Origin of the sequence: Bacillus haimaensis (assembly GCF_048270625.1) — a bacterium.
Classification (GTDB): Bacteria; Bacillota; Bacilli; order Bacillales; family Bacillaceae_I; genus Sutcliffiella_A; species Sutcliffiella_A haimaensis.
The window spans coordinates 1,982,722-2,006,094 of record NZ_CP158164.1; the positions used below are offsets into that span (position 1 = coordinate 1,982,722).

26 protein-coding genes are annotated in these 23,373 nt (G+C 42.2%); all 26 read right to left on the bottom strand.

Going from position 1 to position 23,373, the window contains the following annotated elements; translation table 11 throughout:
* Window positions 1-14 precede the first annotated feature (14 nt).
* The 26 genes from ABN702_RS10070 to fliG all read right to left on the bottom strand — a co-directional run bounded on the left by ABN702_RS10070 (window position 15) and on the right by fliG (window position 23,360).
* A complete protein-coding gene (locus ABN702_RS10070) occupies window positions 15-515 on the bottom strand; it encodes a chemotaxis protein CheD (protein ID WP_417900539.1) in 501 nt (166 codons plus the stop codon).
* Window positions 516-1,142: a chemotaxis protein CheC gene (locus tag ABN702_RS10075; protein ID WP_417900540.1), complete on the bottom strand. Its 627-nt coding sequence runs from the start codon at window positions 1,140-1,142 to the stop codon at window positions 516-518.
* A gap of 11 nt (window positions 1,143-1,153) precedes the next feature.
* Entirely contained in the window at window positions 1,154-1,603 is a 450-nt protein-coding gene (locus ABN702_RS10080) for a chemotaxis protein CheW (RefSeq protein ID WP_417900541.1), read from the bottom strand.
* Window positions 1,604-1,654: 51 nt separating this feature from the next.
* The gene (locus tag ABN702_RS10085) at window positions 1,655-3,688 is read right to left on the bottom strand and encodes a chemotaxis protein CheW (RefSeq protein ID WP_417900542.1); all 2,034 of its coding nucleotides are present in this window, start codon (window positions 3,686-3,688) and stop codon (window positions 1,655-1,657) included.
* Window positions 3,689-3,703: 15 nt separating this feature from the next.
* Window positions 3,704-4,777, bottom strand: coding sequence for a protein-glutamate methylesterase/protein-glutamine glutaminase (locus ABN702_RS10090; protein WP_417900543.1), 1,074 nt, complete (start codon window positions 4,775-4,777; stop codon window positions 3,704-3,706).
* A gap of 207 nt (window positions 4,778-4,984) precedes the next feature.
* Entirely contained in the window at window positions 4,985-5,872 is an 888-nt protein-coding gene (locus ABN702_RS10095) for a MinD/ParA family protein (protein WP_417900544.1), read from the bottom strand.
* Window positions 5,869-7,014 (bottom strand): flagellar biosynthesis protein FlhF, encoded by a 1,146-nt coding sequence (gene flhF / locus ABN702_RS10100; protein ID WP_417900545.1) that lies wholly within the window; start codon window positions 7,012-7,014, stop codon window positions 5,869-5,871. The genes ABN702_RS10095 and flhF overlap by 4 nt, the downstream gene beginning before the upstream one ends.
* Window positions 7,011-9,050, bottom strand: coding sequence for a flagellar biosynthesis protein FlhA (gene flhA / locus ABN702_RS10105; protein ID WP_417900546.1), 2,040 nt, complete (start codon window positions 9,048-9,050; stop codon window positions 7,011-7,013). The genes flhF and flhA overlap by 4 nt, the downstream gene beginning before the upstream one ends.
* Window positions 9,051-9,076: 26 nt before the next feature.
* The gene (flhB, locus tag ABN702_RS10110; protein WP_417900547.1) at window positions 9,077-10,165 is read right to left on the bottom strand and encodes a flagellar biosynthesis protein FlhB; all 1,089 of its coding nucleotides are present in this window, start codon (window positions 10,163-10,165) and stop codon (window positions 9,077-9,079) included.
* Window positions 10,166-10,942 carry a flagellar biosynthetic protein FliR gene (gene fliR, locus ABN702_RS10115; protein WP_417900548.1) on the bottom strand — a complete coding sequence of 259 codons (777 nt, stop codon included), beginning with the start codon at window positions 10,940-10,942 and terminating at the stop codon, window positions 10,166-10,168.
* 4 nt (window positions 10,943-10,946) lie between these two features.
* Complete coding sequence (gene fliQ, locus ABN702_RS10120) at window positions 10,947-11,216, bottom strand: flagellar biosynthesis protein FliQ (protein WP_386637495.1); 270 nt, start codon at window positions 11,214-11,216, stop codon at window positions 10,947-10,949.
* A gap of 17 nt (window positions 11,217-11,233) precedes the next feature.
* Entirely contained in the window at window positions 11,234-11,899 is a 666-nt protein-coding gene (fliP, locus tag ABN702_RS10125; protein WP_417900549.1) for a flagellar type III secretion system pore protein FliP, read from the bottom strand.
* Entirely contained in the window at window positions 11,896-12,576 is a 681-nt protein-coding gene (locus tag ABN702_RS10130) for a flagellar biosynthetic protein FliO (protein ID WP_417900550.1), read from the bottom strand. Before ABN702_RS10130 ends, fliP begins: the two co-directional genes overlap by 4 nt.
* 11 nt (window positions 12,577-12,587) lie before the next feature.
* Window positions 12,588-12,950: a response regulator gene (locus tag ABN702_RS10135; RefSeq protein ID WP_204413695.1), complete on the bottom strand. Its 363-nt coding sequence runs from the start codon at window positions 12,948-12,950 to the stop codon at window positions 12,588-12,590.
* 19 nt (window positions 12,951-12,969) lie between these two features.
* The gene (gene fliY / locus ABN702_RS10140) at window positions 12,970-14,172 is read right to left on the bottom strand and encodes a flagellar motor switch phosphatase FliY (protein ID WP_417900551.1); all 1,203 of its coding nucleotides are present in this window, start codon (window positions 14,170-14,172) and stop codon (window positions 12,970-12,972) included.
* The gene (fliM, locus tag ABN702_RS10145; RefSeq protein WP_417900552.1) at window positions 14,162-15,160 is read right to left on the bottom strand and encodes a flagellar motor switch protein FliM; all 999 of its coding nucleotides are present in this window, start codon (window positions 15,158-15,160) and stop codon (window positions 14,162-14,164) included. Before fliM ends, fliY begins: the two co-directional genes overlap by 11 nt.
* Window positions 15,161-15,197: 37 nt before the next feature.
* Window positions 15,198-15,629: a flagellar basal body-associated protein FliL gene (gene fliL / locus ABN702_RS10150; protein ID WP_417900553.1), complete on the bottom strand. Its 432-nt coding sequence runs from the start codon at window positions 15,627-15,629 to the stop codon at window positions 15,198-15,200.
* An 11-nt stretch (window positions 15,630-15,640) separates the two neighbouring features.
* A complete protein-coding gene (locus ABN702_RS10155) occupies window positions 15,641-15,832 on the bottom strand; it encodes a flagellar FlbD family protein (RefSeq protein ID WP_417900554.1) in 192 nt (63 codons plus the stop codon).
* Between the two features lie 41 nt (window positions 15,833-15,873).
* On the bottom strand, window positions 15,874-17,355 hold the full coding sequence (locus ABN702_RS10160; RefSeq protein WP_417900555.1) for a flagellar hook-basal body complex protein: 1,482 nt from the start codon (window positions 17,353-17,355) through the stop codon (window positions 15,874-15,876).
* 28 nt (window positions 17,356-17,383) lie between these two features.
* A complete protein-coding gene (gene flgD, locus ABN702_RS10165) occupies window positions 17,384-18,025 on the bottom strand; it encodes a flagellar hook assembly protein FlgD (RefSeq protein WP_386637512.1) in 642 nt (213 codons plus the stop codon).
* Complete coding sequence (locus ABN702_RS10170) at window positions 18,022-19,182, bottom strand: flagellar hook-length control protein FliK (protein ID WP_417900556.1); 1,161 nt, start codon at window positions 19,180-19,182, stop codon at window positions 18,022-18,024. Before ABN702_RS10170 ends, flgD begins: the two co-directional genes overlap by 4 nt.
* 28 nt (window positions 19,183-19,210) lie before the next feature.
* Entirely contained in the window at window positions 19,211-19,798 is a 588-nt protein-coding gene (locus ABN702_RS10175; RefSeq protein WP_417900557.1) for a MotE family protein, read from the bottom strand.
* A 7-nt stretch (window positions 19,799-19,805) separates the two neighbouring features.
* Window positions 19,806-20,255: a flagellar export protein FliJ gene (fliJ, locus tag ABN702_RS10180; protein ID WP_386637518.1), complete on the bottom strand. Its 450-nt coding sequence runs from the start codon at window positions 20,253-20,255 to the stop codon at window positions 19,806-19,808.
* A complete protein-coding gene (gene fliI / locus ABN702_RS10185) occupies window positions 20,245-21,576 on the bottom strand; it encodes a flagellar protein export ATPase FliI (RefSeq protein WP_417900875.1) in 1,332 nt (443 codons plus the stop codon). The genes fliJ and fliI overlap by 11 nt, the downstream gene beginning before the upstream one ends.
* A complete protein-coding gene (gene fliH, locus ABN702_RS10190; protein WP_417900558.1) occupies window positions 21,545-22,348 on the bottom strand; it encodes a flagellar assembly protein FliH in 804 nt (267 codons plus the stop codon). The genes fliI and fliH overlap by 32 nt, the downstream gene beginning before the upstream one ends.
* Entirely contained in the window at window positions 22,341-23,360 is a 1,020-nt protein-coding gene (fliG, locus tag ABN702_RS10195) for a flagellar motor switch protein FliG (RefSeq protein WP_417900559.1), read from the bottom strand. The genes fliH and fliG overlap by 8 nt, the downstream gene beginning before the upstream one ends.
* Between the last annotated feature and the right edge of the window lie 13 nt (window positions 23,361-23,373).

The following is a 23,373-nucleotide window of genomic DNA, read 5'->3' on the forward strand; positions in this document are numbered from 1 at the left end:
TAATACTTAATACATTAAATAAAAGTGATTCCTTTATTGACTGTCTTGATCATCAGTTTTCCTGATTCTGGATTGAATTCGATGGTTCTGCCGCTGTTCCCTCCGCAATCCTCACCTACTACCTGTATTTGATGAGATTCAAGTCTTTCCCTGACAGCCTCAACATTTCTTGGGCCGATTCTCATCATTTCACTGCTAGAACTGGAGAATTGGAACATCTGAGCTCCTCCAGCCATTTTGGCTTTCAATTTCGGGAGGCTGGCGCCACTTCTGATTACCATCTGAAGTAGATGATCCACTCCTGTATCAGCATATTTGCATGGGTTAAAATCTGATGTCCTTGCAAGGCTGGAATTTGGAAGCATCACATGTACCATCCCTGCAATCTTTGATGTCGCATCATAAAGAACAACCCCGACACATGATCCAAGACCGGAAGTGCGTATGAACTGTGGAACTTGAACTATATTCATTTCTGCAATACCCACTTTGACGACATTTTGTAAGCCTAGCATTTACTTCGCTCCCAATTCCATCAAAATTGTTTCGAAAGAATCCGGAAAAGGAATAAGGAAGAAATGCCCTTTCACTTTCTCGGCCGTTTCATCGGAGGTTTGCGATAGTTCCGTATCAATGAATATCGCATGGTCACTCACATGTGAGATTTCCAGAAGGCCTGCCATTACAATAGCCCCTACCATATCCACTGAAACCTGTGGTACAGATGGTGTCACAACTAGTCCGATTGCTTCTGAAAATGCCGTCAAATAATGAGCGGAGACAATATTGCCTAATTCCTGCAATGCAGATATTGCCATCTCATGTTGTTGCAAGCTTTCTTTGTTCAGACTTTCGTCCTCTAATAGCTGCTGTATCAGCTTAGTAGCATCTTCCAGGGAAAGGACGAAGAACAAGCTACCAGAAAGCTCCCCTTCCATTGTTAAAAAAACAGCTGCAACAGGTCTTTCAGGCCCACCTGCCAGCTCCATCATTTCATTGAAACTGACAATCTTTGCCCTTGGAACGTTCATATATATATCTTTATTCAAGAGCTGTGACAATGCTGTGGCAGCATTACCAGCGCCTATATTTCCAAGCTCTTTCAATAGGTCCAATTCTATTTGATTATCCTGATTGTTCATTCCATCAACCTTCAATCATGTAGTGTTTCCAATTGCAGGACTTCATGAAGATCCAAGCAAACGAATAGCCGTTTATCAATCTTCACGACACCCTGGACATATTTTGTTTCAACGCTTCCCACTACTTCAGGCGCCGGTTCGATTGATTCTTCGGAGATGTCTAGGACATCATTTGCAGCGTCTACGATAAACCCTACTTCAAGCTCACCTACAACAGTAATAATGATTCTTGTTCTTTCATCATATTGCTTTTCAGGTAAATCAAATCTTGTACGCAGATCGACAATTGGTGTGATGACTCCCCTAAGATTAATAACTCCCTTTATATGTGCAGGTACATTGGGGACTCGTGTAATAGGCAATAATTTTTCGATTGAGCGGACCTGCTGAACTGGTATCGAATATTCCTCCGTATTCAGTTCAAAAATAATGAGCTTTAATTTTTGAGCAGTTGTCTGCATTCCTTTTCCTCCAGTCATTCCTGAAATTACGGGCTATGAGTAACCTAGTAACTATTTTATAAGAGCGTTGCAGTCAACAATCAATGCAACCTGCCCATCGCCAAGTATTGTTGCACCACTTATGGCGTAAGTTGAACTTAGATATTGACCTAGTGCCTTCAATACAACCTCTTGCTGTCCAATGAAGGAATCCACCACAAGCGCTGCCATTTTATCACCTTTTTTTACCAGTACGATTGAATAAAGATCCGTTTTATCATCCTGTGTTTTCTTGACATGAAATACCTTCTCAAGATGGACGACCGGTACAATTTTCCCTCGGAAGTCAATTACTTCCTGTCCATGTGCAGTCAGGATTTCCTCTTTCTTGATAATAGCCGTCTCTATGATGGAGGATAAAGGTATTGCGTATTTCTCTTTTTCTATTTCTGTCAGAAGTACGGATATGATAGACAAGGTCAATGGCAATTGGATAGAGAAGGTCGTCCCTTTTCCTTCCACGGAATCTATCGTAATATTTCCACCAAGGGATTCTATCGTGTTTTTTACAACATCCAATCCAACACCACGGCCTGAGATATCAGAGATCACTTCAGCAGTCGAGAATCCAGAGGATAAAATAAGCTGGAACACTTCCTGATCTGTTAGACTATCAGCAAGCTGCGAGGATATGATCCCCCGGCTAATCGCTTTCTTAAGGACCTTCTCCCTAGAAATCCCACCGCCATTATCAACGATTTCAATGAAAACATGGTTCCCGCTATGAAAGGCCTTTAATGTGATTTTCCCTTCTTCAACCTTGCCAGCCGCCCTTCTTTGATCAGGTAACTCAATGCCATGGTCGACTGCGTTACGCAGAAGATGAACAAGCGGGTCGCCAATCTCATCCATTACAGTGCGATCCAATTCCGTTTCAGCACCAATAATTTCTATCTCCACTTTTTTGCCCAGATCCCTCGCCAGTTGTCGAACCATTCGAGGGAAACGATTAAAGACGGTTTCAATAGGGACCATGCGCATATTCAAGATGATATTCTGAAGATCATTCGATATTCTCGACATTCTTTCCACAGTTTCTATCAATTCCGTCTCATTCAATTCCTTTGAGATCTGCTCCAGCCTGCCTCTATCAATCACAAGTTCCTCAAAAAGATTCATCAGCCCATCCAGCCTATCGATGCTTACGCGGATTGTTTTGTTTGTTTGACCTGCCTTTGCAGCTGTTACCGGCTCCGCAGACTTCATTGCAGGCTCCACCGTTGCTGCTGCCTCCAATGCAGGTAGCTCAAGCCCTTCTTTTTCAGGTTCAACTTGCGCGTCGTTTGTTTCTTGCACGGAAAGATTTTTTGTATGTATGACAGTAGTTTCTACCTTTTCCACTTCCGAAACCTTCATGATTCTTTCTTTGACATCCTGCTGGTCCTCTTTTGTTACCATTGTAATAACAAACGAATCATTGAAGTTCTCTTCTTCAAGCTGGTCAACAGGTGGGTTTGATTTGATCACTTCCCCTATCTGCTCCACCACTTCAAACACCATAAATACTCTTGCTGCTTTTAAAAGACAGTCTTTTCGTAGAGTAACCTTAACCTCCAAGGGCAAAAATCCCTGTTCTTCGGATTGTTGGAGAATCGTCAGTTCATAGGAGTCATAGGAATGCTCCTCCTCATGTCCACTTGCTTTTATTGACTCGGCTTCGAACGTTTCGCCTTTTTCAATTTTCACCAGCAGCGCAACTACATCGGAAACATCTTTTTTCCCATCTCCACCATCTGCAATGGAAAATACCATTGCCTCTAGATACTCTACCGAGCGGAAAATGACATCCAACAGATTGGAAGAAACAGATAATTTATGGTTTCGAATCATATCCAGCACATTTTCCATTTGATGAGTCAGACTCGCAAGGTCTTCATAGCCCATCGTGGCAGACATTCCTTTAAGTGTATGTGCGGATCGGAAGATTTCATTGACAATTTCGATATTCTGAGGATTACGTTCCAATTCTACAAGCTGGTTATTGATTGTTTCTAAATGTTCCTTGCTCTCTTCAAGGAAAATGTCTAAATATTGGCTTAATTCCATGTTGAAACACCCCTATCACAATGTATACTGCTGTATAACTTCAGCAATATCTTCAATATTTTCAATGCGATCTACAAGTCCTGTCTGAACGGCTGCATTCGGCATGCCATACACAATGGATGTCTGATCTGACTCGGCTATTGCAACTGTGTGTCCACTTTCTTTTAGCTTCCTTATCCCGGCAGCCCCATCCGCACCCATTCCTGTAAGGACGACGGCGATTTTCCTGATATTCTTTATTTTACTTAAGGAAGTAAAGAGGTTATCAACAGCCGGACGATGACCTTTTAATGGAGAATCTTCATTCAAGGAGATGTATAGCTCTCCCCCTAGCTCCTCCACTTCCATATGAAAACCGCCAGGCGCAATATAAACGGTACCGTTTTTCACTTTTTCACTATGTGCCGCTTCTGTAACAGGAAAGCTACAGAGGGAATTGAGCCGCTCTGCCAATGATTTTGTAAATTGCTTTGGCATATGCTGAACGATAAATACGGGTGTATTCAAGGAGTTCGGCAGCGCTGTAAGCAATGTTTGAAGAGCTCTTGGTCCTCCGGTAGACGTCCCTATACAGATTATAGTCTTGCGCCATTTTCTGTTTTCTGCAGGTAGGTCTATTGTACTATACGGAACTTTAGTTGGCTGAGCTTTTTTTTCCTCTTTTTTTCTTCTTCGTAAAGAAAGGATATTGGAAGATGCGGCAAGTAGAATTTTCTCGATCAATTCCTCTTTCACCTTATATATATCCAAGGATATTGCTCCGGATGGTTTTGCAACAAAGTCTACAGCTCCGTTTTCAATCGCCATAATGGTATTCAAGGATCCCGACGAGGTTGTACTGGAAAGCATGATAACTGGTACAGGTGAGTGGGCCATTATTTGCTTCAATGCCTCTAAGCCGTCCACAACAGGCATTTCTACATCCAATGTGACTACATCCGGTGACAGTTGCTTCACCTTTTCAATTGCCTCGGCCCCATTACGGGCAGACGCAATCACTTCAATATCGGGGTGATCTTGTAGAAGATCTGAAATCAGCTTCCGCATAAAAATTGAATCGTCTGTCACCAATACTTTTATTTTTTTCATGTTTGTATGACTGCCCCTCTTTCGGCTGTTTAAACACCGCTGTTGATTTCCGCACTAGGCTGCGCTTTCCGCGGGGCGATTGTGGAGCCTCCTCGGCTTCGCCTGCGGGGTCTCCACTAAACGCTTCCTCCCGCAGGAGTCTTCGCCTATTGCTCCAATCAACAGCTAGTCAACTTTAATATCATCACTAGTCTTCTATTAAGGTCTCTAAGCAAAAAGACGAAGTAGTTTTGCGACAAAGGATGGTTTTTGATTGGTTGATGTAAAGGACTTTTTCTTATCCTCCAAGTACAAGGATGCTATGTTGGATACTGCTCTGGATGCCTGGCATTTAGGATATTTCAGTACAAAAGGGGTCTGTTCCATTACAGCATGCAACACATATCTATCATCCGGGATGGATCCAAGATATGGAAGGTCTTTCTTCAGAAATTGCTTTGCCACTGCCTGAAGCCGTTCAGCCGTCTTGGCTGCGACCTGGAAATCCGGAACTTTATTCAACAGCAATTTAAATGGAATGGCGTCCTCATGGATGTTGATATATTTTAGCGCGGAATAGGCATCTGTCAAAGAAGTAGGTTCACACGTCGTCAGTAGGAAGATCTCCTCGACCGATAATAGAAGTTGCAGAGTTTCATCCGTGATTCCCGCTCCCATATCAAAGATAATATAATCGTAATGGGACGAAGCTTCTTCCAACTGGCTTAAAAAATATTTCCTTTTCTGCTCATCCATTTTGAATATTTCTGTTAATCCCGATCCTCCAGCTATATAGGAGAGATTTTCCGGTCCACGTTGGATAATCTGATCCAGTTTACGTCCTTCTTCAAAAAGATGAACGATGCTGTAACCATGTGTTGTGCCCATTAGAATATCTATATTTGCCATACCGATATCCAAATCGAACAAGAGCACTCTATTCCCTTTTTGCTGCAGGGCTATCGAGAAGTTTAACGAAAAATTGGATTTTCCGACTCCGCCTTTTCCGCTTATGATGGCAAGGCTTTTAGCTTCCTTGCGATGCCGGACTTCTTGTCCTGATGATTCACGATGTCTTTCAATCTGTTCTCTTAGTAGTCTGGCCTGATCATTCATTGCTTCAATTCCTCAAGCAATTCTGTGACGACCAGGTCCTTATATGCCACCTGCAGGTCTTCCGGCACACTTTGTCCATTTGTGATGAAAGCCGCACCTATATTGTATTGTTGTATCATGGCATACATGGAGCTTGAGGAAGCCGTTTCATCTTTTTTCGTGAATATGAATTGTTGAATACCGACTTTCCAAAACTGATCCGTTATCTTTTTCATATCATTTATTTTTGAAGTGAGGGATAAAACCAGAAACGTATCCATTTCTGATTTGAAATCAATGACAGCTTGCAGATCCCTGACAAACTCTTCATTCAGAAAGTTTCTTCCTGCGGTATCAATAAAAACAACGTCCAGATGAGAGAGCTTGCCTTTGGCCTCCTGAAAATCTTCGGCATTATAACAAACCTCAATAGGTGCTTCCAAAATGCTTGCATAGGTTTTCAATTGTTCAATAGCAGCAATCCTGTAGGTGTCAGTCGTAATAAAACCAACGCTCTTGCCATGCTTCAGTACCACACTCGCTGCCATTTTAGCCAATGTCGTGGTTTTACCGACTCCTGTTGGTCCGACAAGGCTTATATACTTCTTCTTGTAGATATTGCGCTCGAAATCGACCTGCTCTATTAATTGAAGAAAATAACCCTTTAGAATCTCTGTCATCTGCCTTTTGGACAGATTTTTACTCTTCTGCCACTCTTGATATAGATGCTCTGAAGCTGCTTGTGCGAGTTCGGTGGGAAGCTCCGTTTTATGCAACGATTCTTCGATGTCGAAAAAGTAATAGGGTAACTCTGAATCACGGCTATTTGAACTTTTTAATTCTTTCATCATCCGTTTCATCTCTTGAATATTATCAAGAAGCTCTCTCTGACTCGATAAATCGATTGAGAGTTGCTCATTTTGGACGATGACAGGTTCCTTGACCGGTTCTATTTCCGGGACAGGATGGTTTTTTCTTTTCTGTTTGATTGGTTCCTCATCCACCGCAGCTATGACTTCCACACCTTTTTTTGTAACTAGTCCAAAAAACTTGGATGTTTTTACTGCTTTTGAATTTAAAATGACTGCCTCATCCCCAAGCTCAGCCCGAACTTGATTCATGGCATCCTGCATAGAGGAGGCTTTGTATTTTTTCACTTTCATCCTTCCACATTCACCACCCCTATGCTTTGTACTTCTACACTGGCTTCCAGTTCGTTATAGGACAGAACAGGTATTTGTGGAAGATACCGCTCCAGTAATTGTTTCACGTACATCCTTACAGCCGGAGAACAAAGGAGGATCGGAGTTTGTTCGAAACCTGAGAATTGCTCCATCTGCTCTCCGACTCTCTGGACTATTTCCACCGATATATTCGGATCCAGGCTAAGGAAATTGCCATGGTCGGTTTGCTGAATATGGTCAGCTATCAGCTTCTCTACCCGACCTGCCAAGGTTACAACCTTGAAAGATTCGTTTCCAACAGAATATTGGTTGGTGATCTGCTTGCTTAGAGCTTGTCTTACATATTCAGTAAGCAGCTCTGTATCTGCAGACATTTTCCCATAGTCTGCAAGCGTTTCGAAAATGACCGGAAGATTTCTGATCGATACATTTTCCTTCAAAAGCTTGGCAAGAACTTTTTGAACATCCCCTATGGTTAATGGGGAAGGTGTAACTTCTTCTATTAGAATAGGTGATGTTTCTCTTAGATGGTCGACAAGCTGCTTCGTTTCCTGACGGCCCAATAATTCATGTGCATGCTGTTTTATCTTCTCTGTAATATGAGTGGAAACGACAGAAGGGGGATCGACGACTGTATAGCCGTACATTTCCGCCTCATCTTTCTTTTCCTCACTGATCCATTTAGCAGCAAGACCAAAGGATGGCTCGATAGTATCTATTCCTTCGATACTATCATCCTCCATTCCAGGACTCATTGCCAAATAGTGATCAAGGAGCAGTTCGCCTCGTGCCACTTCATTGCCTTTGATTTTCAGACGATATTCATTCGGCTGCAGTTGAATATTATCACGGATCCTAACAACCGGAATGACAATCCCAAGCTCCAACGCCAACTGTCTCCGAATCATGACAATGCGGTCCAATAGGTCCCCACCCTGCTTCGAATCTGCCAGCGGTATCAATCCATAACCGAATTCAAATTCTATCGGATCAACGGAAAGCAGGTTGACCACACTTTCCGGACTTCTCAATTCGTCTGTAACGACTTCTTCCTCCGTTTCCTCGACCACCATTTCCTCTTTTTTCTGTGATTGTTGGATGAAATAGCCCCCAACAATCAGCAAAAGAGCAATAGGTGCTGTCAATAACGGTCCTATTGGCGTAAAGATTCCAAGAAGCAGAATTGTTCCTCCTGCAACATAGAGCATTTGCGGATAGGCGAATAGCTGGGCCGTAATATCAGCACCCAGGTTACCTTCAGAGGCAGCTCTTGTCACCACGATACCTGTCGCTGTTGCTATTAAAAGTGCGGGTATCTGGGAAACAATCCCGTCACCTACCGTAAGCAGCGTAAACATCTGGGCAGATTCTCCGAAGGATAGACCAAGCTGTGTCATCCCTATCACAATTCCAAAAAGCATATTAATGAAAACAATGATGATACCGGCAATGGCATCCCCTTTTACGAATTTACTCGCACCGTCCATTGCACCATAGAAATCCGCTTCCTTTGCGATCTTTTCACGGCGCGCTTTAGCCGTATGCTCGGAAATAAGTCCGGCGTTAAGGTCCGCATCGATACTCATCTGTTTACCTGGCATTGCATCCAAGGTGAATCTTGCCGCAACTTCCGATACGCGTTCTGAACCTTTTGTAATAACAACAAACTGGATAACTACTAAAATCAGAAACACAACAAGTCCTACAACGACATTGCCACCGACTACAAATGTCCCAAACGTATCTACTACAGTACCCGCATCTCCTTCACTAAGAATGGACCTTGTAGTAGAAACATTTAGCGCCAATCGATACAGCGTCAATAATAAGAGTAACGATGGAAAGATAGAAAATTGCAAGGGTTCCTGAATATTCATGGTAGTCAATAATACGATCAAGGCAAGGGAGATATTGATAATGATTAGAATACTTAGCATCCAGGAAGGAAATGGAATAATTAACATGGCAATAATCAGGATAACGCTAAGTAATACGCTTAGATCTCTAGCTGACATAATAATCTCTCCTTTAGGTCAAACCATCATTTAACAAGGTTCTTTAATCGGTATACATAAGCCAATATTTCCGCTACCGCCTGGAAATACTCTTCCGGAATAGCATCGCCGATTTCGGACTGACTGTAAATGGCTCTTGCAAGTGGTTTATTTTCCACAGTGGTGATGTTATGCTCTTTGGCTACTTCTCTTATCTTTAATGCAACAAAGTCAACTCCTTTGGCCAATACATAAGGAGCATCCCTTTTATTCTCATCATATTTGAGTGCAATTGCATAATGAGTTGGATTGGTGATGATGACATCCGCCTGGGGAATATCCTGCATCATACGCTGCATGGCCATTTCCCTTTGCTTTTGCTTGATTTTTGATTTGATCAGGGGGTCACCCTCAGACTTTTTGTATTCATCCTTAATATCATTCTTGGACATTCTGATATTCTTTTCATAGTCATATTTTTGATAAAGATAATCAAAGACTGATAGAAACAAGAGTCCTGCACCGGCTATAAGCCCCATTCGAACCGTTAAGCTGCCGATAAATCCCAACGCTTCATGAATATTCATTTGGGATAGCATCAATATTTCCTCAAGAGAGAACCATAGCAGTGAAAAAGTGATAAGCCCCACAAAAAGAATCTTCAACAATGATTTCACCAGTTCAACGATAGCTCTTACGGAATAGATGCGCTTAAAACCCTGAATGGGATCCAGCTTGTTCAGTTTCATATGGATCGCTTCTGTGGAAAACAATGCACCAACCTGAACGAAATTCGCAATGACCGCCCCAACCATGGCAGCAAGCATGACAGGTCCTACAATGATGATGAGCTGCATCAGTATATCCATGAATATAAGATGAACCTGATCCACTGTGACCTCTTCAAGCATATATACCTCAAATGCTTGAACAAACAGTGTGAGAATTTCCGATTTCAGCCAAGGTCCTATAAACAAAAGACAAAGAAACACAGCAATCAGGACAAACGCTGTATTGACGTCGGCACTTTTCGCAACCTGACCCTTTTTTCTCGTGTCCTGCCGTTTTTTAGGTGTCGCCTTTTCCGTTTTCTCTCCTGAAAAAAACTGCAGATCCAGTCTCAACAATGATGCCATCTATAAACCTCCAAGCAATTCCATTAACCCTCTCATGGTATGAAGCATTAATTCGAACAATTGATAAAACAACGTAAAAAGGATAGTCAGGGAAAAGATTATGGCAATAAAGCTTACACCAATCTTCAAAGGCAGACCCACAACAAATATATTAAGCTGTGGAACTGTACGTGCAACTATTCCCAACGCAACATCCACCATAAAAAGGATTGCGACAATGGGGAATGCCAATTGCAGCGCAATGACAAACATCATGTTGACCGCTTTCAATACGTATTCCAGTACAAGATCATCACCAAGTGGCAGCCAAGCCTGAGTGATGGAAATTAGTTCGTAGCTATAAAAAATACCATCAAGCATCAAATGATGACCATTTACAGACAAAAGCAGCAACATTGCAAACATATAGAAAAACTGTCCGATGATCGGGCTCTGTACTCCGGTTTGGGGATCGATGACATTCGCAATTGCAAAGCCCATCTGAAAATCTATAAAACCCCCAGCAATCTGTATGGCGGTCAAGATCATATAGGCAACCAGTCCGATTAATAGACCCACCATCATTTCTTTTACTACCAACATGATAAACATGCCGTCAATTTCAAGGACAGGAAGTTCAAGACTGAATGACATCACCATTGCGAAAAAAAATCCGAGCCCCACTTTAAATGTTGCTGGAACACTCCGATAAGAAAAGAGAGGAAGTGTTACAAAAAATGCTGTTATCCTGGTCAGAACCAGCAGAAATGCCGGAAAATAGTTCAATGATTCAAGCATCTTCCTAACTCACAAAACGGTGCATGTTATTGAAAATTTCCATCGCATAGGAAAGCATATTGGATAGCATCCATGGGCCGAATACGATAAGACCTACGAGGACAGCAACAATTTTCGGTATAAATGCAAGCGTCTGTTCCTGAATTTGGGTGGTAGCCTGAAAGATACTAACAACTAAGCCCACTACTAAAGCGAGTATTAGGAGAGGAGCGGAAATCAGCAAAATAGTAAAAACTCCTCGTTCTGCCATGGATATTACGAATTCTGGGCTCATTTATTTTGACACCTCTTTTAAAATGTTTGCAGCAGTGATTTCACGACTATATACCAGCCATCTACAAGGACGAACAATAATATTTTGAATGGCAAGGAAATCATAACCGGAGGAAGCATCATCATCCCCATCGACATCAGAACACTCGCCACTACCATATCAATCACAAGAAATGGAATAAATATCATAAATCCTATTTGAAAAGCGGTTTTCAATTCACTGATTGCAAAAGCCGGCACTAAAACGGTCAACGGTATATCTTCTATGGATTCAGGCCTTTCCATTCCTGAATAATCCATAAATAATGCAAGATCTTTCTGTCTTGTATGCTTACTCATAAATTCCTTCATTGGCAGAGCGGCCAATTCATATGCCTCATCAAGGGTAATTTCCTCATTAAACAGCGGCTGCAGGGCCTGTTCATTCACTTGCGAAAAGGTCGGAGCCATGATGAAAAAAGTTAAAAATAAAGATAGTCCAATCAATACCTGGTTTGGCGGCATCTGTTGCGTTGCCAAGGATGTCCTGACAAATGATAGGACGATGATGATTCTTGTAAAACTGGTCATCAGAATCAGGATTGCTGGTGCCAGCGAGAAAACGGTCAATAATAGTAAAAGCTGAACAGAAGTGGATACGGTTGAGGCGTCATTGCCACTGAAGACTTCCATTAAATCTGTCATCTTCCCCGACCTTCCTTTTCATCCAACTCACTGAACTTCTTTTTTCTTTCCTGAGATAGTTGTCCAATCTGTTCTTTTAATAGACTGGAAAACTGGTTGGTTTTGCCCGAATTTTTACTCTTTGGAAGTTTCTTTATCAAATCTTTGAACGTGTCCGAAGTTAGAGGTGTTTCTGATTTATTCTTGTATGCCTCAAGAAGTAAATCTGCTTCTTTTTCGTCCGTTATTTCTTTTAATAGATTAATGGAATCCCCGACTCCGACTACTAATATGCTATTTCCCACTTTAACGAGCTGCAGTGATTTATTGTTACCGAGGTTGGTTCCCCCGATATTTTCGACCGACCGGCCGTTGTCAAACCATTTATTACGCTTGTTGATAAAGCGCAGGGCACCGTATATCAGTAAAAGCACAAAAACAAGCGCAAAAATCATTTTAACAAAATCCCATATGGTAACAGTGGGAATGCTCTGCTCTTTGACCATTTCTGTATCGCTGAATGAGTCAGGCTGGTCCTGTTCGGTTGTTTCGGATTTTTCTTTTTCACTTTTTTGATTGAACATTTCATCCACCATCTTGCTTCCTCCCTCTCCCTGCTGAGAAGCAGTAAATGGAGAGGGCAGTAGAAAGAATAGTAGAATAAACGCTATACTGATTTTTTTCATGTTTGCAAGCAAAGTTGACACTCCTAGGATAGAGTTTTGTGGATAGCTTCAATCACTCGATCCGCTTGGAATGGTTTGACAATAAAGTCTTTCGCGCCAGCTTGGATTGCATCGATTACCATTGCTTGCTGCCCCATAGCAGAACACATGATTACCTTGGCATTTGGATTGATTGCTTTAATTTCTTTCAACGCAGTAATTCCGTCCATTTCAGGCATGGTAATATCCATTGTAACCAGATCAGGATGATGTTCCTTGTATTTCTCGACTGCCTGTACGCCATCGGCTGCTTCCGCTACCACTTCATATCCGTTTTTCGATAATATATCCTTGATCATCATTCTCATAAATGCTGCATCATCAACTATTAAAATACGTTTGCTCATCTTGTTTTCCTCCCAGTAATCAACGAAGCTTTTTGATTCTATCTGTTTGACTTACAATATCTGTCACTCTCACACCGAAGCTTTCATCTATTACAACTACTTCCCCTTGTGCGATAAGCTTATTGTTTACTAATATATCAACTGGTTCTCCTGCCAGTTTATCCAGTTCTATAACGGAACCGGAAGACAACTCCAGTATATCCTTGACCGAGCGCCTCGTCCTTCCAAGCTCTACTGTTACCTGTAATGGAATATCCATTAACATGTTTAAGTTATTGGGTGCAGCTTCTGCTATTGCAGTAGTTTCGAAGCTTGAGAAAACTGCTGGCTGGACATTGACGGTCTGTGCCGGCTTTGCTGCAGCCTGTTGTGCCTTTCTTTCTTGTTGCTGATAACTTATGTTTTCCGGTGCATGTTGTGAATAGTCGTACGATGTTTCCACCGTTCTATGCTCCATCGATGCCACATTCTCTTGTTTTGGAACAGGTGTTGGTGGCACATTAGACGGAGAAACAACAGGTTCTTCCACTTTCTTGTCTTTGTTCAATAATTCTTTCACAAGTTCTTTGGCAAATGGAAAAGGAAGTATCTGCATAATGGAAGAATCAATCAACTTACCGATTCTTATCGAAAATGCAACCTTTACCAAAAGATTATCTTCTGGCAATTGTTCTTTCCCTTCGCCCTCTTTGAAGTCTATTAACAGAACTGCCGGGGGCGAGATATCTATTTTTTTGGAAAACACCGTCGACATCGATGTTGCTGCAGACCCCATCATCTGGTTCATCGCTTCCTGAACAGCACTCAAATGAATCTCATCAAATTCCTGGGATGGATTTTCACCGCTGCCACCAAGCATCAAATCAGCGATTATGGCCGCATCTCGCTGTTCTACCACCAAAATATTGGAGCCTGTAAAGCCCTCTGTATAATTTACTCTGATGGCAACATAAGGATCTGGAAACTCTGCTTCCAATTGTTGTTTTTCGAGCAGACTTACCTTTGGTGTCGTAATTTCCACCTTCTGATTCAATAGGGTGGATAAGGCTGTTGCAGAACTGCCAAAGGAAATATTTCCGATTTCCCCCAGTGCGTCCTGCTCTAATGTCGAGAAGTGATCTTCTACATTTGGTGCAACAAAGAGGGGTTCTTCGTTGTCGTTATCTGAACCTCGAAGCAATGCATCAATTTCGTCCTGTGATAACATTCCATCACTCATCATCTTCGTATCCCTCCTTGATTTCCTTCATAATTTGTATGGCCATATTCTTTTTTACTTGACCCACCTGGGCCAGAAAACTTGGTTTATTGTCGACATTCACGAAGATGGGCTGTTCTATCTTCTGATCTAACGGCAACACGTCTCCAACACTTAAATCAAGAAGATCAGAAAAAGTTATTTCAGACCTGCCCAGTTCGGCTGTAATCGTCAAGGTGGTCGCTTTAATCGCTTTTTGTAAAGATTCTACTTCATGGTCCTGCCTAACTTTACGCTTATCCTCCATCCAATAATGTGCAGATAATTTCGGGATGACCGGTTCCAACACTACAAATGGAATGCAAACATTGATCATACCTGTTATCTCACCGATCGTTATGTTCATCGATATAACGATGACCGTTTCATTCGGGGAAACCATCTGCAGGAATTGAGGGTTCACTTCCAGGTCTGCCAGGAAGGGCTGGATATTAGCTATCGACTCCCATGCTTCACCAAAATTTTCAATCGCTCCTTCAAAAAGGGAGGTCATGAGCTTTGTTTCAATTTCAGTCAAGCTGTCCACTTTATTAAAACTGGTTCCTTTTCCACCCAGCTGACGGTCAAGCATCGCATAGGCGATATTGGGATTTACCTCCAGCACCAGTCTGCCTTCCAATGGAGAAGCTTCAAAGACATTCAATATTGTCATCTTAGGAATGGATCGAATAAATTCTTCGTATGGCAACTGATCTACGGATGCCACACTGATTTGTATGTAAGTTCTTAATTGTGCGGAAAAATAAGTCGTCAGTAATCTTGCAAAGTTCTCATGGATCCTTGTCAAATTTCTGATTTGATCTTTTGAAAATCTTAAGGCACGTTTAAAATCATACACTTTGACTCTTTTTACTTCATTATCTTTTTTCAATTGATCCGCATTCATTTCACCCGTTGAAAGAGCGGATAAAAGGGCATCTATTTCACTTTGCGACATCACTTCTGTAGACATGCCCACCACCTCCTATCTTCCCGTGGATCTCTTGATGTTAGTCTTGAAGCAGAAAGGACGTTGTGTAGACTTGAACCACGGATCCTTCCTTCATCACTTCATTCAGTTTGGACTGTATATCGCTTTCAAGTTTTTTCAAACCTTCGTTGCCTGCAAAATCGGAAGACTTTTTATTCGAGATTTCATAGATGATGATATTTCGAACCTGGAAATCTCTTTTTTCCAACTCTTCCCTAGCTTTTTTGCTATCTGTCTGAACCTTGAACTGCACGCGAAGATATCCTCCGCTTTGCAGGTTTGTTGTTATCTCCTCAATATCCAAAGAATGCTTCAGAATGTCATCAATCGATTCCTCGTCCTTTGAACCGTCAGCGTAGTATACATTCACGGTAACCAAAGCCGCCACACCCACAAGGGAAATAATCAATAAAATGATAATCATGGCATTCACTAATTTGTTGCGGAACATTTTCTTTCCCCCTATCGCTTCTCTTGATGAATGCTGGTATAAAACTCTTTACAAAGTAGAATTACCTGCTCCATCGTTTCTGTTACGATCAATTTCTTGCCATTATTAAGCGTAACCATCGTATCTGGGGTTTCCTCGACCTGCTCGATCAGCCAGGCATTTAAAGCAAAGGATTTACCATTTAGCTTCGTCAGTTTAATCATAATAGAGGGGCCAGTTCAGCTTACCCCGGCCCAATCCTCCTTTAGCGCTTCAGATTGACAAGCTCTTGCAAAATTTCATCAGATGTTGTGATGATTCTAGTATTAGCCTGGAATCCTCTTTGCGCAGTAATCATCTCCGTAAATTCTTCTGAAAGGTCCACATTCGACATCTCCAATGTTCCGGAAATGATTGCAGCCGCTCCATCCTCTCCTGGTCGGAACATTTCAGCCAATTGAATACCGTCGCCGTTTTTATCCATCGTTCCGGAGTTATTGGACTGTTGGAATAGGTTTTCACCGATTCTCTCCAAACCGGAAGCATTAGGGAACTTGGCAAGCATCACCTGCCCTGCAACTTTCAGCTGTCCGAACTGATCGATGAAGCTTACTTTTCCATCACCTGAGATACTGTAACTTCTAGCATTCGGTGGAATCTGGATCAGACCTGGACTTCCACTTAGAGAGTCGCTCCATGTTGGTAATTGAACCATTTCCGCTTTTGCTACGAAGTTTTCGAAGCTTTTATATTCCGTATCCAAGCCTTCTTTGATAGATTGTGCATAGAATACAAGGTCTGAAAGTTCATTCTGGCTTGCACCTGGAGCGACAGGCAATGTTCCACTGTAAGGCTGAACAATCGGATCTATCAATTGATAGACTACTTCACCTGTCTGGTTGATAAACGTTGCAATGTCCGTGTTTAACGACTGTCCAGCAGCATTGAATCCAGTAATTTGACCGGAATAAATATCTGTATAGAAATTATTGAATTCATTTGCTACATTGTCACGAGCCGTTTCTGCAGCCTTAGAAGCAGCCACCAGTTGGGGATCTGTGCCTCCAGCCTCAGTACTGGCCTTCAATGCATCTTCATATGTTCTCTGCGCCTCAAGGAAACCACTTGCCAGCTTTAGGAACTTTGTTGTGTCTGTTCTGAAATCCTGATACTGTCCAAAAAAGTTTTCCGCACTGTTCAACGCTGCATTGGAGGCATTGACATTCGCATCAGTCGGTATTGTCTTTTCCCCTGTTTCCCCGATCAAATACATCCCGTTAGAATTAACTATATAGCCATTGTTGTCTAAATAAAAATTGCCAGCTCTTGTGTAATTCATCGCTACAGCGTTATTGATGCCTCCGCCAAGAATCCGGTTGTCCCCATAGACTGTATTGGAGTCCACATTCACCCTTGTTAAATCTGCAATAGATGCAACGGCAAAATATCCATCTCCTGAAAGTGCCAAATCAAGCCCTCTCGCAGTTGTCTGTAAAGATCCCTGTGTTTGGATGGAATCTATGGTACTGATCATCGAACCCAACCCGATCTGCTTCGCATTGATCCCGCCTTTTCCTGCGGCAGGACCGCTCGCACCGGAAAGCTGCTGTACCATCATTTCCTGAAAAGTTGCTCTACCTTTTTTGAATCCGTAAGTATTGACATTTGCGATATTGTTACCTATTACATCTAGTTTTGTTTGAAAGTTTCTTAATGCTCCTATACTGGAATACATGGAACGTAACATGGTAAATCCCCCTCTATCTTATCTAAAGTCATTGAGATATTTTCGTAATAGCATCAAGCGGTATCTTTACATCCTCAAGGCTTGGGTCGGCAACGGTCAAATAGGTCTTTCCATCCTTTGATACGACAGAGTTAACTTTAAGATCTTCATATGTTTTCCCATTGTAAAGGAGTGAAACTTTCTTATCGATCAAATGGCTGGCTTGCAAAAGGGTGTTCTGCACAGAATCATCAGAATGCTTAATTTGAGTAAGCTGCTCTAGCGCAACTTCACTCCCATCATCCGTAATCAGTTTTGCATTACCCTCTGCCATGGCAATACTGGTGACGATGCCTTTTTTAGTTTCTACAAAAGGCTCTTCATCCACAAAATAGACTTCCTGCCACGTCACTTCCGCACCCAGGTATTGCTGCATCGCTAATGCCTGCTGCTTGTTTTGCGATTTGATGAATCCTTCCATACTTGTGTTGAGATTGGTCATCTGCTCCAAGGAGGAGAAGGTGGCCATCTGGGCGATGAACTCCCTATCTTCCATCGGATTCATAGGGTCCTGGTTTTGAAGCTGAGCCATCAGCAACCTCAGGAAGTCATCTTTCCCCAATACGTTGTTTTGCTTTTTGCTCTCCACTTGGCGATTTTGAATATATAAATCGGAAGATATACTGGTCATATTCCTTCAGCCTCCCGTCCATTTATATCGATTTCCTCTGAAAGTATTTCATCAAAAGATTTATCGGCAGGCTCTTTATCTTTTCTCCCACTTGAAGAAGAATCTCTAAAGGCTTGCTGTTCCTCCTGGCTTTTTCCTTGATGGAAAAAGCGCTGTTCCTGCTCCTGGTAGACGACCTCAATTTTATCCACAAGGATATTGGCATTAACTAAGTTCTGTTTAAGCGCGGCTACTCCACTTTCAAGAAGGGAGGCGCTTGATTTGGAATGTGCAACCAATTTTGCGACCAACCCATGTTGTGTTTCCTGTAATTTTATATGTAATGTGCCTAGATGTTCAGGGTTCAATCGGATAGTAATCTGTTGATTGCCATTTACAAAGCTCGATTGGCTCTTGGAAAGTATGCCTTCCAATTTCTGAATAAGCTGTTCTCTTGCAACCTGGCTTGAAGAGGTATCCACCACCCACTGAATGGTTGCTTGTCTCGGTTGTTGCAGTTGATTGATTGAAAATGGACCTGCTGATACATTCTCTGATATAACATGATGGAATGGGAAGCTTTTTACATTGGCAGTGTCTGCTTTTCCTGTATGTTTCTCTGTGACCTGAAAGATTTTTGCGAATTTCCTTTCAATCAGAACCATCAGTTCTTTTAAGTCTGTTTGTTGTTTGACATTTTGCGCCTGTGGATTTTCTGATTTTCCTTCCTTCCATTCTTTAATAAAAAGAAGAAGTTTGTTGGTTAACAGTGCCATCTTTTCAAAGACATTTTCACCCATGTCTGCTGGAACTGACTGTTGCTGCTTAGCCTGAGTCAATGTCGAAGATAACTCCAAGAATAGATGAATAAGTCCGAAATATTCCTCAGATGAGAGTTCCTCTTCTAAACTATTAAGAAGTGAGAGTTCCAAATGTAAGAGTTCCTCCAAGTCTTCTATGCTTGTAAGAGGATTGCTTGTTTCTGAATGTAAAGCCATCTCTTTTCCTAGATCGGTAGGAGAAGCAGTAAGCTCTTCCAATAATGATGAAATATTTTCCGATAACAGACGATGAAACTCGCCAGCTTCGGAAGCTTCGGACTCAGTTCTTGCAGTGCTCTCCATTTTTAGCGGTTTTGCATGTAGCATTTCCCCCAATTGGCTAGTGCCTAAAAACATCAACTTTCCTCATTCCTTTCACATCGCGCTATTCGTCCTCTGCAAGAAGCTTCGTAAATCTGGCGGCCTGGTCAGGTTCAAGCTGGCCAAGAATCCCTGATTTCTTGGAAACACTCAGGTCCTTAAGAATTAGCAGCGCCATCTCTTCCTCTAATTCCATGATGATCCCGGCTGCTTTTTTTGTCGACATTCTTTCATACAGTGCTGCCAGTTCTTTAGTTGAAGATTTAATTTCTTGCTCCTGCGCTTCCAAATCCCTGATACGATTGTTTGCCTGTTCAAGTTCAGCAACCAGCTTTGTTATTTCACGTTCCTTATCATTTATCTCTCTTTCAAGCATGATGACCTCTTGACTGGTTTCCGGCTTACTTTCATCCTCTTTATTTGGTAGAGCTTCTTTCCCATTTTCTACAGGTTCTTCTTCATTCTTGGCCGTTTCTTTCGGAATAAATGTTTGGGCAAGATCAAAGACATTGGTACCTTGAAACGTTAAAATGGCCAGCACCACGGTAATCAAAAACAATACAGGGAAAATAAATAAGTATAGGACTTTCTGCAAAAAATTATAGTTCTGTTGTTCTTCCTCTTGAATCATTTGTTGTTTTTCTTTTTTCATCGCTACTTCACCTATTCGTGTGATGCGTATAGTGAAGGATCGACATCTCATCTATGAACGAGGTCTCAATCCTGTTTTCGTTTTGTTTAATGAACAGCTTCTGCTTGTCATCAAGCACTTCATATTTTCTGCACTCAATCGATTGTTCCTTTAATCTTTCTTCTTTCAGATTCATAAAAGCACGGGCATGACTTACTTTCCGTTGCTGATTCAGTACATTCTTTTCCAGATTCCCGATAAAAAACTGTTGCTGTTTCAAATTTTCGATCGGGATGCCGTGTTGCAGTCTATCCTGAAGACTACCTTCTAGCTGCTCTTTCCGCTTCAAAAGGTCGTAAAGCTGCTGACCCTCGTTTTCAAATTGCGAGATGGCATCCTGGTATTCCGTACTGGCCAGTTCCTTCTCCGCCTTTTTCACAAATAATATCTTTTCCAAACGTCCTTTTCTAACTTCCATCTGATCCTCCTTTTCTTCTTAGGTCCATAAGCGCTGTCTTTGTCTGCATAAAGCTCCATTTAGATTCAACATCTTGTTTTAGAAATTGAATAATCGTCGGATATGCTTGAATGGCATCATCAATTTCTCTGGATGTACCACGCTTGTAGGCTCCTATGTTAATCAAGTCTTCCGCTTGATAGTACTTGGAGAGTTTCTCACGCATGTACTCAGCTGCCTGCTTATGCTCCTTGCTCACAATGTTGTTCATCACACGGCTGACACTTTTCAGCACATTGATTGCAGGGTATTGCCCTTTATTTGCAAGCTCTCTATCTAAAACAAAATGTCCATCTAAAATACCTCTTACTGTATCTGCTATCGGCTCATTCATGTCATCCCCGTCTACAAGTACCGTGTAAAAGGCGGTAATGGATCCATGTTGATTGGTGCCCGTCCTCTCAAGCAGTTTGGGTAGCATCGAAAAAACGGAAGGCGTATAGCCTTTCGTGGTAGGAGGTTCGCCGATGGCAAGTCCCACTTCCCGTTGAGCCATCGCAAAGCGAGTGACAGAATCCATCATCAGCATCACATTATACCCCGCATCCCTGAAGAACTCTGCAATGGCAGTGGCAGTGTAAGCTCCTTTGATCCTCATTAAAGCGGGCTGATCAGAGGTTGCCACAACGATGATGGAACGCTTTAGACCTTCCTGGCCAAGATCACGCTCAAGGAAGTCTCTTACTTCCCTGCCGCGCTCCCCGATCAAAGCAATGACATTAATATCGGCAAACGTGTTTCGGGCAATCATTCCAAGCAGGGTGCTCTTTCCGACACCGCTCCCGGCGAAAATTCCAATTCTCTGCCCTTTTCCCACTGTCAGAAGACCATCAATAATTTTCACTCCCACTTCCAGTTCTTCCGTGATGGAAGGTCTGGTCATTGGGTTTGGAGGAGCTTGGTCGGTTGGATACGTACCAAGTCCGATCGGCATTTCAACCGAGGGATCCAGGGGTTTCCCCATCGCATCCAGTACCATTCCCCGGAGACCTTCTCCTATCTTTATCTCCAAAGGTTGATTGGTAGCCTCCACCATACATCCTGGTCCGATATCCTGAATGTCAGTAAAAGGCATCAGTATGACATGCTCATCCCTGAAACCCACAACCTCCGCCTGCACAATTCTTCGCTTCTTACGGTCAATAATGATATTACAAACGTCTCCTATCGAGCTTTCCGGACCTTTGGATTCTATCATCAGTCCTATCACCCTTTTTACTTTTCCATAGCGTTTGTAAGAGTTCATGCCATCAATTTCTTGCAGTAGCTCTTCTAGAATCATCATTATTTGCCTCCGGTTTGACTAATTGCAGCAATTTTTCCTTGATTTCCGTCAGCTGTGTTTGTACTGATACTTCCATCCTTCCAGCAGAAGAATCAATCCAGCATCCGTCTTCCTGTAAGTCTGCTTCTGGATATATTAATAGATCATATTGACTGTTTATAATATTTTGCAAATGTTGTTTATTAAGAATGAGATGAGGGTACTGTTTAGTACTTACATAGATTTTCACTTCTTCTTTTTCTTTTACTTCTTTAAGGGCAGTCTGCACCATTTTCATATACGCATCACTGTCTCTCTCAAATTCATGGCCCAGGATTTTTTCAGCTACTTTAATACTGACAGCCATGATGGTTTCGATGGAGCTGTCCACTTTTTTTTGATGTTCTAAATTGCTTAGTTCAACAGCTTGTTTTGCTTGCAGGCACAAACCTTCATATTCCATAAGCGCCTCTGTCTTACCAGCTTGGAATCCTTGCTCATAGCCCTCTTTAGAAGCCTGATCCATCCACTGCTGTTTTTCTTGTTTCCATTTATCTTTTTCCTCTGCAATCACCTGGAGTGCCTTCTCTTTTTCAGCGGCAGAAGCCTCCATGATCCTGGCAGCTTCTGCCTTTGCTTCCTGGACCATCCTATTAATACGCTCGATAGAATGTCCCGGGATTTCTGATTGCTGCTCATCATCCTGTGCAGTAAAAATAGGTGCAACTCTTATTGCTATTCTGTCTTTCTCTTCGATATTGAAAAGAGAGGATTTTATTAACCTAGACAATGATGTCATCTCCTCCGCCTCGAGCGATGACTATTTCGCCTGCTTCCTCGAGCTTTCGGATGATGCCAACAATTCTTGATTGCGCCTCTTCCACATCCTTCAAACGTACCGGACCCATATATTCCATATCGTCTTTCATCGTTTCTACCATTCTCTTGGACATATTTTTGAAGACTATCTCTTTCACTTCCTCACTGGCTACCTTTAATGCCAGCATCAGGTCTTCATTTTCCACATCCCGGATAACACGCTGTATTGCCATGTTGTCCAGCGTCACGATATCCTCGAAGACGAACATTCGTTTCTTGATTTCTTCGGCAAGTTCCGGATCCTGTATTTCAAGGGCATCGAGAATGGTTCTTTCCGTACTGCGGTCGACCTGATTTAACACATCCACCACCGAGTCAATTCCTCCGGTGTTCGTATAATCCCTTGTAACTGTAGTGGAAAGCTTGCGCTCAAGGATCTGCTCGACCTCGTTGATAATTTCAGGAGATGTACTATCCATCACTGCAATCCTTTTGGCGATATCCGCCTGAAGCTCCTGCGGAAGCTCCGAGAGAATCTGCCCTGATTTGGTTGGCTCCAAATAGGATAAAACCAGCGCAATTGTTTGTGGATGCTCATTCTGGATAAAATTTAAAATCTGGGATGCATCCGCTTTTCTTGCAAAATCGAACGGTTTTACCTGAAGGGATGAGGTCAGCCTGGTGATTATCGCATTTGCTTGTTCTTTCCCTAATGCTTTCTCAAGAACCGTTTTCGCATAATTTATTCCACCCTGTGAAATATAATCCTGTGCAAGAGCAATTTGGTGGAACTCCTCCAACACATCTTCTTTAATGTGCGAATCCACTGTTCTTACCCCTGAAATCTCCAATGTAAGCTTTTCTATTTCATCCTCCGAAAGATGCTTATAAACGGAAGCGGATACGTCTGGCCCAAGAGAGATTAATAAAATGGCTGCCTTTTGTTTGTTACTGAAAGATTTGCTTGAATTCGCTTTCGCCATTTATTGAACCTCC